Consider the following 13,067-nt stretch of genomic DNA (forward strand, 5'->3'; position numbering starts at 1 on the left):
CTTCATTCCTCCATCATCTTGAACATTTCACCTAATACTCGGATTTCGTCTAAAATTCCCTCTATGTGTTCAAGCCTTGTCATTGGATTCAATAGTGTCATTTTTAAATACACCTGTCCGTCAAAACGCGTTTTTGCTAAAAATGCCCGTCCGCTTTTCAGTAATTCTTGCTGAATCTGTTTATTTAATTGATTTACTAACTGATCACTTTCTCCCTCGGGATTATAACGGAATACAACCGCATTCAATTCAGGGCCTTTATTTAATACACTGAATCCTTCCGCTTGATCGATCTTCACAGCCACTTCACGTGCAAGATGACAAGTATAGTCAATCATTTCGGCAAAGGTATCCAGTCCGACAACCTTCAATGACATCCAAAGTTTCAGTGCATCGAACCTTCTCGTCGTTTGCACCGATTTATTGACCAAGTGAACCATGCCCTCCGCTTCATCTTCCTGTGGATTCAAGTAATCGGCGTGATGCTGGATAAATTGAAATGAGTTGGTATCCGAGACAAGAAAGGCACCGCAACTGATGGGTTGATAGAATAATTTGTGAAAATCAACCGTAATCGAGTCTGCCAGTTCAATTCCGCTGATTAACTCTTTGTAATCCTTACTTAAAATCATCGCGCCGCCATATGCGGCGTCCACATGCAGCCATATCCCATTCTTCCTTGCTGCTAGGGACACTTCATGTAATGGATCGATTGAACCGAAATCCGTCGTTCCGCAAGTAGCAACGATAGCAAATGGAAGTAAACCCTGTTCCTCTAAAAGCAGTAACTCGTTGTTTAATTCACCCATAGACATACGATGATTTGAATCCGTTTTAACCGTGATCACTGCCTGTTCTCCAAGCCCCAGCTGTGCCGCTGATTTACGAACTGTAAAGTGGGCAGCCTCGGAGCATAAAATCCGCAATTTTTTCGCCTCGACCGGCAAGCCATGCTGTTGAACATCCACATCCCAGTAACGCTTACAATAAGCGTCCCTCGCCAATAGCAGTCCCATATAATTAGATTGGGTTCCACCGCTTGTGAAAATCCCATCCGCTTGTTCAGGCAACCCTACCTGACTGCACAGCCAATCTATTAAATGCTCTTCAACGAAGGTTGCCGTCGAGCTTTGGTCCCATGAATCCATGGATTGATTCAACGTACCGATAATCATTTCGGCAGCCACTGCAGGTATTAGTGTCGGGCAATGCAAATGTCCGATACAAGTAGGGCTGTGTACATTGATGCTGTCATTAATAACAAACTCTGCAAGCTCAGCAGCTACTGCTTCCATTGTCTCCCCTTTTAAGGAAGCGAGGGTCACCTCGTTTAACCTTGCTTCTATTTCATTCGGTTTTTTCCCAGAGTAAGCCAGATTGTTCCCCTTTAAAAAATTCGTCAGCTTTTTTTCTATGATTTTTAATGACTGGCTATAGTTATTGAAACCTTCTTCGTTGTTCAAAAATAATGGAGAATAGGCAAAATCAGTTTTAGTTTTAGTTATCATTTCGATCATTGATCATTCACCCTCTAGCAACAGCTGCACGAACAGCCTGTTCAAAAATTGCAGTGGCTTCATAAAGCTGGGATTCCGTTACGATCAATGGAGGCAAAAACCTCACTACACTTCCATGTCTTCCGCCAACTTCCAAAATCAACCCTCTTTGAAAACATTCCTGCTGAATGGCACTGGCAAGTTCGGAATCAGCTGGATAGCTTCCGTTCGCGTTTTGCGGTTCTTCATGGTTGACCATTTCCACACCGACCATTAATCCACGGCCTCTAACATCCCCGATTTGCTGAAAATCCTTTTGCAAATCTTTAAGAATATTACTTAAGGTTTCTCCCATTTTAGCGGCATGATCCACAAGATTCGTCTCTTTCATATACTTTAAAGTTGCTGTTCCCGCTGCCATCGCCAATTGATTTCCACGGAACGTACCGATATGTGCGCCTGGAGACCATATGTCCAACTCTTTGTTATAAATCACAACCGATAATGGAAGACTCCCCCCTATTGCTTTTGATAAGACCAGAACATCCGGAACGATTCCTGCATGTTCAAAGGCAAACATTTTCCCTGTCCGGCCGATACCGGATTGAACCTCGTCGATAATTAACGGAATGCCCTTCTCTTTTGTTATTCTTCTGATTTCCTTAAGCCATGGAATTGGAGCGGGAATGGAACCACCCTCTCCTTGTACTGCCTCTAAAATCATTCCTGCAGGTGCCAATAAACCGGACTCAGGATCGTTTAGTAGATTTTCGATATACTGACTACTGATTTTATGGCTCTCTTCTCCGCCAATTCCAAAGGGACAGCGATATTGATAGGGATACGGCAGGAAATGTACATCCGGCATTAACCCTTGTATTTTTTCCTTTGGTTTTGTATTACCGCTGATTGACATGGTTGCATGGGTTGCCCCGTGGTAAGCCCCTTGGAAGGATAAAATGCTTCTGTTGCCTGTGGCTGTTTTAACTAATTTAAGTGCTGCCTCAATGGCATCTCCGCCAGTAGGACCACAGAATTGAATTTTTGCATTTTTTCTGAATTCTTCAGGCAGGCTTTCAAAAATTTCATCAACGAACTGCTCCTTGATTGGTGTCGTAAAGTCCAATGTATGTAAAGGCCGTTTATTCTTAAGAACTTTTTCCATTGCTTCAAGCACAGCCGGATGATTGTGTCCGAGTGCTAATGTTCCAGCGCCGGCAAGAAAATCAATATATCTTTTTCCGTCCATGTCTGTTAAATAAATTCCCTCCGCTTGATCGATGGCCATGGGTAATCTTCTAGGATAAGATCGGGCATTTGATTCCCTTGTGTTCTGTTGTTCCAGTAATTGATCATTTTTTGTAAGCATGTTCGTTACCATAGTGAGCCTCCATGTATTAAATTAATTGAGAATAATTATCATTATCATGAAATTCATTCTACTGACAATGATAATTATTCTCAATAAGTAAATCCGCTCATCTTTCTTCTAGTAATTTCCAGTAAAGTTATGAAAAGGTTAAAATTGGGACTTGATCCCTATTTATACATTAAACAGAAAGGTTTTATATAGTTGTGTTTCTAAGCTAAGCGAAGATGAAAATTATGAAAATGAGGAGTCACCAAAGAATGGTTTGAAGGGTGGCGGGAATGGCTTTTTGACAGTAACCACAACTTAAAAAGCACCTTACATTATTGTTATTTATTAACGTTAGTCATGTTATTCCATAAAGGGCCCTATAATGGAATATGCGAAAGTGCTAAGTTCTTTTAAAATGATATTGTTTAAACAAACTATTACCAGTTTAGAATAATAGGGATTCTTTTTTATTGAATTGGTGTAAAGCCTTCCATTACTTTCGCCGATGACTTTAGACCAAAACCTTAAACTATATCGTTTTCCGCCTTCCTTATACTTTAACCGGATTATTCCGCCACCTTTTATTAATTTTTAGCTGCTAATCAATATAAAATACCCTTACTTGGTATAAAATAGTAAAATAGAGAGGTAAATGAACCTCTATTCAGAGGGATTGTTTACTTGTTTATCATTTGAAATTAGAGGGTAAAGATTTTCACTATTACTTTATCCGATCGTTCAGCTTCAATTTTGTCAAAACGTGTCGGTGTCAGGGGGGGAACGGATGAAAAGAAATCATACGATGATGCAATTTTTCGAGTGGCATCTTGAGGCGGATGGTTCTCATTGGGACAGATTGAGGTATGCAGCCTCCAAGTTGAAGGATACAGGAATTGATTGCGTTTGGCTTCCGCCAGTTACCAAAGGGCAATCCATTGGGGATAATGGATATGGAATATATGACGGATACGATTTGGGGGAATTTGACCAAAAAGGAACCGTTCGTACCAAATACGGGACAAAAGATGAATTGCTTCAAGCGATAGCCACCTGTCATAACTACGGACTTTGCGTTTATATCGATTTAGTCATGAACCACAAAGCAGGAGCTGATGGAACCGAAAAATTTGAAGTCATTGAAGTCAATCCGGACAACCGCATGGAAGATATCTCAGAACCATTTGAAATTGAAGGCTGGACAACATTCGATTTTCCAGGCCGTAAAAATCAATACTCTGATTTTAAGTGGAACCATACTCATTTTAATGGTACGGACTATGATGCCAAAAACGACAAGATGGGTGTTTATCGGATTACAGGGGAAAATAAGCATTGGAATAAGCATGTCATCGATGAATTCGGCAACTATGATTATTTAATGTTTGCCAACATCGATTACAGTCTGCCAGAAGTTCGTCAGGAAATGATTAGCTGGGGAAAATGGATGGTTGATACGTTAAAGTGTGATGGTTTTCGTTTGGACGCCGTTAAACATATCGATTATGAATTCATCAACGAATTTCTAAAGGAACTCATTCCTTATACAAAAGAACATTTCTTCATGGTCGGCGAATTTTGGAAGGCAGATGTTAAAGCTTGTCAAACTTACTTAGATCAAACCAATCATGACCTCAACTTGTTCGATGTTTCCCTGCATTATAAATTTCACGAGGCTTCAAAAGCAGGAACTGACTTCGACCTCTCAACCATCTTTGATGATACCCTCGTCCAAACCAATCCGGCACAGGCCGTCACTTTTGTCGACAACCACGACTCCCAACCTCATGAATCACTGGAGTCTTGGGTAAAGGACTGGTTTAAACCATCGGCATATGCACTTATCTTGCTTAGGCTTTGCGGTTATCCCTGTGTCTTTTACGGGGACTATTATGGAATCGGCGGGCCTTCTCCGGTACCTGGAAAAAAGGATATTCTAGATCGTCTCTTATATGCTAGGTATGAAAAAGCTTACGGAGAACAGACGGACTATTTTGACGATCCAAATACGATAGGCTGGGTCCGGCTCGGGGTTAAAGAGCTAGAAGGCTCGGGGTGTGCCGTCATTATCTCAAATGGAGATCACAACAGTGAAAAAAGGATGTTCGTCGGTGAACATCGAGCTGGTGAAACCTGGAGTGATTTAACCTATCATAGAGATGACCACATTATCATTGAACCAGATGGTTTCGCGACCTTTCCCGTTCATGGGAAAAGCGTATCCGTATGGGCATTAAATGATGTACCTTAAAACGACACCACTCTAAAATGAGATAGCAAGGAACAGCATGTCGTTTGGAGATGTGCTGTTCTTTACTGATGACATCGCCCTTGAAAACCCAGGAGTATCATTCCTTCCTTCACAATGCAATTGGATCGTTACCCACGGAAAGATAATTTTTCCATTCGAAGCAATCATGGTAAGATAAGGGAAAAGGAGTTGAAGGAACGTGAAAAATGAAATCATTGAAAGATTCACTTCTTATGTTAAAGTGGATACCCAATCGAATGATGCAAATCCCTCATGCCCCTCTACACCCGGACAGTTAACCTTGGCAAATACATTGGTCCAGGAACTTCAATCAATTGGGATGAAGGAAGTCACAATGGATCAGAATGGTTATGTCATGGCTACCTTGCCAGCCAATTCAGATAAGAATGTCCCAACAGTTGGATTTTTGGCTCATATCGATACAGCTACGGATTTCACTGGGAAAGATGTCAAACCGCAGATCGTTGACAACTATGATGGTAAAGATGTTACTTTACATGAAAAATTGGATGTCATCCTCTCACCTGATGATTTCCCTTCGCTTAAGAATTATGAAGGGCATACCTTGATAACGACGGATGGTACAACCCTGTTAGGAGCGGATAATAAGGCTGGCATTGCCGAAATCATGACTGCCATGGATTATTTGATCCAGCATCCGGAAATCAAGCATGGAAAAATCCGTGTTGCCTTTACTCCCGATGAGGAAATCGGCAGGGGACCCCATAAGTTTGATGTAAATGCGTTTAATGCCCAATTTGCCTATACCGTGGACGGTGGACCGCTTGGGGAACTTGAATACGAGAGCTTCAATGCAGCATCGGCCAAAATCCTGATCAAAGGGACGAATATTCACCCTGGTACCGCTAAAGGAAAAATGGTGAACTCGGCTAAAATCGCCATGGAATTCCATAATAAGCTCCCAGTGGCAGAAGCACCGGAATATACGGAGGGTTACGAAGGATTTTATCATCTGATTTCATTTCACGGTGATGTGGAAGAGACCAAGCTTTCTTACATCATCAGGGATTTCAACCGCCAAAAATTTAATGATCGTAAGGAATATATGACAAAAGTCATCGAAGATTTAAAAGAAAAATATGGGCAAAAGCATATCCAGCTTGAATTACACGACCAATACTTCAACATGAAGGAAAAAATTGAACCCGTGAAGGAAATCGTGGATATTGCCCATGAAGCAATGGAGAAACTCGGTATAAAACCGATAATCTCACCTATACGCGGTGGTACTGATGGATCTCAATTATCGTATATGGGATTGCCGACACCTAACATCTTTACGGGCGGCGAGAACTTTCATGGCAAGTATGAATTTATTTCCGTCGACAATATGGTACTGGCCACAAAGGTGATTGTTGGCATTGCCTCGCTCCTTGAAGAAAAAGCGAAGTAGCTAGATACGAAATGACTTTATTGAAAAACCCCCCGACTTCATGTCTGGGGGTTTTTCATCCAATATTAAGCGCGACTCCAGTGACGGTGCTTGGCAATTGCCTCGATAAAGGCAGTACCACTATTATTATCCGTAACAGCTACAATGCCTGAGGCTGGATCATTGGAAACGATGCCTGCCTTCGATAAGATCTCGGCTCCTTCTTTTCCTGCACCAATCGCTTTGAAATGATTGTAGGCTTCATCAACAAAGTAAATTGGTTCCTTGGATGCCTTTAAAGCATCGACACTCTCCTGGCCTCCTGCCACATATACAGCATCGAAAAGTACCGAATCGGCTGTCAGGAATGTCTGATTCACCTCGGCCTGCTGTCCCTCAGAACTTGTAATCACTCCACGATTAAGACTGATGATTTCAGTAGTTATACCTGCTGATTTAAATGATTCCAAGACTTGATTAACCTCTGACCCGTTGAAACCATCTGCAGCCAAGATGGCCACTTTTCTTGAAACGGCCGTGTTCACTTTCATTTGCTCCTGGCTTAAAGCCGGAGAAGCTAAATCCATTTTGACTTCACTCTTGTTTGTTGGAGGATTAACTCCCACTCCAAAAGCGATTGTTTTTGCCAGTTCGACATCAACATTGCTGAACATCTCGACAATTTGCTGCTGAACGTCCTTACTTTTCACTTTTCCCACTTCAAAGTGGAAAGCCTGAATAATATGCTCTTTCTCCACTTCCGTCATGCTATTCCAGAATAGTTTAGCTTGGCTGTAATGATCCTTGAAGCTTTCACTGCGTTTACGGACCTTCCTGCCATCGACTTTTTCCTGATAATGTGCATAGCCGCCTTCCTCTTCTGAAGCAGGTTCTGGAGAGTTACCTGCAAGGGAATTTTTGTGGTAGCTGACCGGTCCGGGATTTATTGACATTCGGTGCATACCATCGCGTTGATTATTATGAACGGGGGCAACCGTCCTATTAATCGGAAGCTCATGAAAGTTTGGGCCTCCTAATCGGGATAGCTGGGTATCGGTGTATGAGAACAAACGTCCCTGAAGCAGCGGATCATTTGAAAAATCAATACCCGGTACAACATGCCCCGGATGGAAAGCTATCTGTTCCGTCTCTGCAAAAAAGTTATCTGTATTTTGATTCAAAACCATTTTCCCGATTATTTTCACCGGGATTTGTTCTTCCGGCCATAGTTTAGTAGGATCAAGGATATCAAAGTCGAATTTGAATTCATCTTCTTCCTTAATCATTTGCACGCCGAATTCAAATTCAGGATAATTTCCAGTATCTATTGCTTCCCACAGATCTTGACGGTGAAAATCAGGATTTTTCCCTGCAATTTTCTGCGCCTCATCCCAGACAAGGGATTTAACTCCCAGTACAGGCTTCCAATGGAATTTAACGAAATGGGCCACACCTTCTTCATTCACAAAACGGAAAGTGTGGACCCCAAACCCTTCCATCATCCGGAAACTTCTTGGTATGGCCCTATCAGAAAGATGCCACATGATCATATGTGCCGTTTCTTCATTGTTGGCAACGAAGTCCCAAAAGGTATCATGGGCAGACGCGGCCTGAGGTATTTCATTATGAGGCTCCGGTTTAACCGCATGAATTAAATCCGGGAACTTAATGGCATCCTGGATAAAGAATACCGGAATATTATTTCCGACCAGATCATAGTTTCCTTCCTCGGTATAAAACTTTGTAGAGAATCCCCTGACATCACGAACCGAGTCTGCCGATCCGCGTGAACCTGCTACCGTGGAGTAACGAACAAATACTGGTGTCTTGACTGAAGGGTCTTGAAGGAACTTTGCCTTTGTATATTCGGCCATCGGCTCATATACCTGAAAATATCCATGTGCTCCGGAACCACGCGCATGGACAATCCGTTCAGGAATACGCTCATGGTCAAAGTGAGTCATTTTTTCACGGAAATGAAAGTCCTCCATCAAAGTTGGACCACGGGTTCCCGCTTTCAAAGAATGTTCATCCTCTGAAATGCGCAAACCTTGGTTAGTCGTCATCTTTTTCCCGTTATCGTCCACTCGATATTGTTCCAACTGTCTTTGCTTACTTTGTTCATTGATTCTTCCGTTTTCATTTTCTTTTTTCATCCTTTTCATTCCCCTCCATGTCTTAGAAATTCAGTTTAATTCGTGTTGTATGTACTTACTTTAAAATTTGAAACAATTGTGTAATCCTTCCTCATATACCACTCTCATTTGACGGGTAAACAGAATTCAGAAAAAGATCCTTCCCGTCTTCAAAAAACAAAAAATCCCCAGTTTTGAATCACTGGGGACGTAACGTAATATTCTTAAGGTCAATTTTTCATTATATTAAAATACAAATAAAAAAAGAAGCGGAAAGACAGATTTTCATCTTCCCGCTTCTTTTTTATTCGGCACCTTTAGTTCTTAAAGGCCTCTGAAACCTTCAAAAGTTTCCCTTTTACTTTCGTATTTTTCATCACTTTCAAGACAAGCGGTCCCTTTTCATTCAATATTTCCACATAAGAAACATTATCCTGAATCGTAATGATCCCGATATCCTCAGCATTCACTCCATCAATCTTTGCGATAGTTCCGACAAAATCAACAGCCCTGATTTTCTTTTTCTTTCCGCCATTAAAATACAGCTTCATGATTTGTTTATTCAATTTTTCACTTTTATCTTTTTTTATCTTTGGACGAGCTTCCAGTTTTGCTTCGAAATCCATTTTTTTATTGGAGACATCCTCTTTTGATGGAACGGGCATCTTAGGGATTTCAAAACCGATATATCCTTGAATCTCAGTAAGGAATTTGTCTTCGTACGGCGTCACAAAAGTAATGGCTTTTCCTTTTTTACCTGCACGGCCCGTTCTTCCAGTTCGATGTACGTAACTTTCCTTTTCCAATGGCAGGTCATAGTTAATCACATGGGTTATATTGTCGATGTCAATTCCGCGTGCAGCAACATCTGTCGCAACCAAATAGCGGAATTCACCTCTTCTGAATTCATTCATCACTGCAAGACGATCTTCCTGAAGCATGCCGCCGTGAATCATATCACAAGGATATTCCTGATCCATTAGCATTTCACATACTTGGTCGACCCTATCTTTCGTCCGACAGAAAATGATGCAGCTATCGGGGTTTTCCGTGATTGTGACATCTCTAAGCAGGGAAAACTTATCATCCTCTCTCACTTCAATAAGAGCATGTTCAATTTTTTCGGTCGTTAACCCCTTAGCCTTGATTTCAATATCCAAAGGATCTTTCATATACTGCTTACAAAGCTTTTTTATGCTCTCAGGTAACGTAGCGGAGAACAGCATGGTTACTCTTTCTTTCGGAAGCTCTTTAATGATGGCCTCCACTTGTTCAATGAAGCCCATATTCAGCATTTCATCCGCTTCATCAATTACTAAATGAGTTAAGCGTTCCAGGACGAATGTCCCTTTCTCGATATGATCCAGAACACGCCCCGGGGTTCCAACGACTACATGGCTCTTTTGTTTCAATTCCGCTTTTTGCAAAGCGAATGGATGTTTTCCATAAACCGCCGTTGCCTTTATCCGTTTAAATCTGCCTATATTCGTAATATCCTCTTTTACCTGTACAGCAAGCTCACGTGTCGGTGTTAAAATAAGCGCCTGAGGCTTATTCTCCTCCCAATCGACCATTTCGCATATCGGTATGCCGAATGCAGCGGTCTTGCCACTGCCTGTTTGGGATTTTACGACAAGATCCTGCCTTTTCAATGCCACTGGAATCACTTCGCGCTGTACTTCGGTTGGACGTTGGTAACCCAAGCTTTCTAATGCCCTTACAATTTCATCACTTAATGTATAATCAGTAAAATTCAATTCATTCATATAACAGCCTCTTTTGTTATTTAGTATCTTACATTATTGTTTCCGTAATCATAATTTCCTTATACAAGGTTCTATTATACGCGATATGAAACGATAAACCTTGTAATAACCAAATTCAATTGACTTATTTCAATATAATGAAACTTCATCATCATTAAAAAGGTTGGTCATTCCGGATTCAATGATCTTGATTAATCAAAATGGACCCTGCTTCTTTCAATATGCTAAAATATGTATGATATTAAAGCGGAAACAGGGTAGATTAAAAGCCGATATCCAAAAGGAGTGCTGATTTATGATAATCGTAACGAATAGAATCAGAGTCAAAAAAGGTATGGGGGCAGTCATGGCCCCAGGATTCACTGCTCCAGGTCCACTTGATACTACGGAAGGCTTCGTAAAAGTTGAAGTATTATTAACGCAGAACTTATCGGATCACGATGAACTAAGCGTTAACATGTACTGGGAAAACCTTGATGCCTTTACCGCTTGGAGAAATAGCGATGCATTCAAAGCTGCACATAAACGGCCTGAACCAAGTTCCGGTGAAGCTAAAAAAGAATCTCCAATTCTAGGCAGCGAGCTAACTACGTATGAAGTCGCCTCGGTAAAAGAAATAGCTAAATAATAAAATCACACCCTGAGAGGCCGCGAAATATGCGGCCTCTTTTAATGGGGTTTATGGCTTGGTCCCACTTGGTAAGTTATTGGGCTTCAGCTTTCTTGATTTGTTTGCTTCTTAGCTGTCCGCAAGCTGCATCAATATCCGTTCCATGTTCTTGGCGGATTTTACAATTTACGCCTCTCTTTTTCAGCGTATCATAGAACGAGAGAACCGACTCTTTTTCACTTCTTTGGTATTGACTATGCTCATCTACAGGATTATATGGAATCAGGTTGACATAGAGCCGATGTTTTTTGTCATCAAGAAGGTCGGCGAGTTGCTCGGCTTCTTCTTGATGGTCATTGACATCTTTCAATAGGATATATTCAATCGTAATTCTTCTATTCGTTTTCTCTAAATAATAATCAAGAGACTTCATTAATTTTTCTATCGGAATACCTCGGTTTATTTTCATGATTCGTGTCCTAAGTTCATTATTCGGCGCATGTAATGAGATGGCCAGATTCACCTGTAATTTAGTATCGGTGAATTCATAAATCTTGTTGGCAAGACCGCTCGTCGAAACAGTGATCCGCCTAGCAGCGATAGCAAGACCCTTATGGTCCATGAGCACCTTCAAAAAGTCTATCATATTTTCAAAGTTATCGAACGGCTCACCAATACCCATTACAACAACATGGCTTACAACATCCTCTTGTTCCAATTTATCTAGATGCAATTGAACGTTCATGATTTGTTCCACTATTTCCCCGCTGGATAAATCACGGCTTTTGGCCAATAATCCACTGGCACAGAAACTGCAGCCAATATTGCAGCCCACTTGGGTGGTGACACAAACCGAAATACCGTATTTATGTCTCATCATAACCGTTTCGATAAGGTTTCCATCCTGTAATTTAAACAAGAACTTGATCGTACCATCTGCTGATTCTTGCTTAACGTGCTCAGTCAAAGTCTGGATGACAAAGTGCTCTTCAAGTAATTTTATGCACTCTTTATTAACATCCGTCATTTCAGAGAAACTCGTCACACGTGTTCTATAAAGCCACTCCCAGACTTGGGAAGCTCTGAATTTTTTATGGCCATGGTCCAAAAGCCATGCTGTCAATTGTTCGAATGTTAAACCATAAATGGACTCTTTATTCATTCGTTACCCTCTTTTCATTTCATTAAGTTTTAATTTTTAAATTCCCCGGAATTAACTCTTTCATTTATGATATGGTTCATTTCTATTTATCCGAAAAGCCCGATATATTTGCTCCAATAGAACTAGTTTCATTAATTGATGCGGAAAGGTCATTTTAGAGAAGGAAAGGGCATAATCACTTCTTGAAACCACCTCAGTGCTAAGCCCAAGAGACCCGCCAATAATAAAGGCAATTTTGCTCTTTCCATAAGTGGCGAGCTGATCGATTTGAGTGGCCAGCTGCTCGGAAGTAAGCTGTTTTCCATTGATTTCAAGCGTTATTACGTAGGTGTCCGGGCTGACTTTGGCCAGGATACGTTCACCTTCCTTTTGCTTTACGATATCCATGTCCGCAGCACTCAGGTTCTCTGGAGCTTTTTCATCCGGTACTTCAACAAGTTCTATATTAGCATAGGCACTTAACCTTTTTGTATATTCAGCAATTCCTTGCTTTAAGTATTTTTCCTTTAGCTTGCCAACAGTAATAATCGTTATTTTCATATATATCCTCTAACTTTCATTATGTTTTTACTTTCAGTTGTTGGATTTTTGCCTATCTTATATCATACCTTAGAGTGACCTATAAGCAAAACAAGCATATCCTTGCCAATTTTTAATGGGGGGTTCCATGGCCCTTAAAGTAAAAACCGCTGCCCCTGAAAGCGGCAACGGTAACCTTCATTTATTTTTAATGTTCATCGTGAAAATGTGGATGGTCCTATGTTCAGCTTCGATAAGGATTATAATTGATTTTCCCAAGGGTCCACTTTCCTAAATGGCCATTATAGTGTATACAAAAATGCTTTTATCAACAATAATTCTACCCTCCAGTTCATT

At 41.0% G+C, this 13,067-nt stretch carries 9 protein-coding genes; 3 read left to right on the top strand and 6 right to left on the bottom strand.

The genetic code is table 11. The annotated features are described in order from the left end of the window. Nucleotides 1-2: 2 nt before the first annotated feature. Both ACFX4X_RS07845 and ACFX4X_RS07850 read right to left on the bottom strand, forming a co-directional pair. Nucleotides 3-1,517, bottom strand: coding sequence for a pyridoxal phosphate-dependent decarboxylase family protein (locus tag ACFX4X_RS07845; RefSeq protein ID WP_377382795.1), 1,515 nt, complete (start codon nt 1,515-1,517; stop codon nt 3-5). Nucleotides 1,518-1,524: 7 nt separating this feature from the next. Further along, a complete protein-coding gene (locus ACFX4X_RS07850) occupies nt 1,525-2,877 on the bottom strand; it encodes an aspartate aminotransferase family protein (protein WP_284469120.1) in 1,353 nt (450 codons plus the stop codon). Between the two features lie 763 nt (nt 2,878-3,640). Here ACFX4X_RS07850 and ACFX4X_RS07855 point away from each other — a divergent pair. After that, nucleotides 3,641-5,104, top strand: coding sequence for an alpha-amylase (locus ACFX4X_RS07855; protein WP_377382797.1), 1,464 nt, complete (start codon nt 3,641-3,643; stop codon nt 5,102-5,104). Nucleotides 5,105-5,303: 199 nt separating this feature from the next. Continuing rightward, entirely contained in the window at nt 5,304-6,539 is a 1,236-nt protein-coding gene (pepT, locus tag ACFX4X_RS07860) for a peptidase T (protein WP_377382799.1), read from the top strand. Between the two features lie 65 nt (nt 6,540-6,604). On the opposite strand, the gene ACFX4X_RS07865 is transcribed toward pepT, so the two are convergent. Beyond that, a complete protein-coding gene (locus ACFX4X_RS07865; protein ID WP_089363713.1) occupies nt 6,605-8,674 on the bottom strand; it encodes a catalase in 2,070 nt (689 codons plus the stop codon). A gap of 296 nt (nt 8,675-8,970) precedes the next feature. After that, a complete protein-coding gene (locus ACFX4X_RS07870) occupies nt 8,971-10,419 on the bottom strand; it encodes a DEAD/DEAH box helicase (protein ID WP_318681576.1) in 1,449 nt (482 codons plus the stop codon). A gap of 295 nt (nt 10,420-10,714) precedes the next feature. On the opposite strand from ACFX4X_RS07870, the gene ACFX4X_RS07875 reads away from it, so the two are divergent. After that, nucleotides 10,715-11,047: a heme oxygenase gene (locus tag ACFX4X_RS07875; RefSeq protein ID WP_377382801.1), complete on the top strand. Its 333-nt coding sequence runs from the start codon at nt 10,715-10,717 to the stop codon at nt 11,045-11,047. Between the two features lie 76 nt (nt 11,048-11,123). On the opposite strand, the gene rlmN is transcribed toward ACFX4X_RS07875, so the two are convergent. Both rlmN and rlmH read right to left on the bottom strand, forming a co-directional pair. After that, nucleotides 11,124-12,191 carry a dual-specificity RNA methyltransferase RlmN gene (rlmN, locus tag ACFX4X_RS07880; RefSeq protein WP_061465897.1) on the bottom strand — a complete coding sequence of 356 codons (1,068 nt, stop codon included), beginning with the start codon at nt 12,189-12,191 and terminating at the stop codon, nt 11,124-11,126. A gap of 60 nt (nt 12,192-12,251) precedes the next feature. Beyond that, nucleotides 12,252-12,731, bottom strand: coding sequence for a 23S rRNA (pseudouridine(1915)-N(3))-methyltransferase RlmH (gene rlmH, locus ACFX4X_RS07885; RefSeq protein WP_061465898.1), 480 nt, complete (start codon nt 12,729-12,731; stop codon nt 12,252-12,254). Between the last annotated feature and the right edge of the window lie 336 nt (nt 12,732-13,067).

Origin of the sequence: Peribacillus sp. YIM B13481 (genome assembly GCF_042787985.1) — a bacterium.
Classification (GTDB): Bacteria; Bacillota; Bacilli; order Bacillales; family DSM-1321; genus Peribacillus; species Peribacillus simplex_A.

Bases quoted from the DNA above. Each gene is read 5' to 3' on its own strand.
- rlmH (WP_061465898.1), bottom strand. From the start codon at position 12,731: ATGAAAATAACGATTATTACTGTTGGCAAGCTAAAGGAAAAATACTTA.
- rlmN (WP_061465897.1), bottom strand. From the start codon at position 12,191: ATGAATAAAGAGTCCATTTATGGTTTAACATTCGAACAATTGACAGCA.
- ACFX4X_RS07845 (WP_377382795.1), bottom strand. From the start codon at position 1,517: ATGATCGAAATGATAACTAAAACTAAAACTGATTTTGCCTATTCTCCA.
- ACFX4X_RS07870 (WP_318681576.1), bottom strand. From the start codon at position 10,419: ATGAATGAATTGAATTTTACTGATTATACATTAAGTGATGAAATTGTA.
- ACFX4X_RS07850 (WP_284469120.1), bottom strand. From the start codon at position 2,877: ATGGTAACGAACATGCTTACAAAAAATGATCAATTACTGGAACAACAG.
- ACFX4X_RS07855 (WP_377382797.1), top strand. From the start codon at position 3,641: ATGAAAAGAAATCATACGATGATGCAATTTTTCGAGTGGCATCTTGAG.
- ACFX4X_RS07875 (WP_377382801.1), top strand. From the start codon at position 10,715: ATGATAATCGTAACGAATAGAATCAGAGTCAAAAAAGGTATGGGGGCA.
- ACFX4X_RS07865 (WP_089363713.1), bottom strand. From the start codon at position 8,674: ATGAAAAAAGAAAATGAAAACGGAAGAATCAATGAACAAAGTAAGCAA.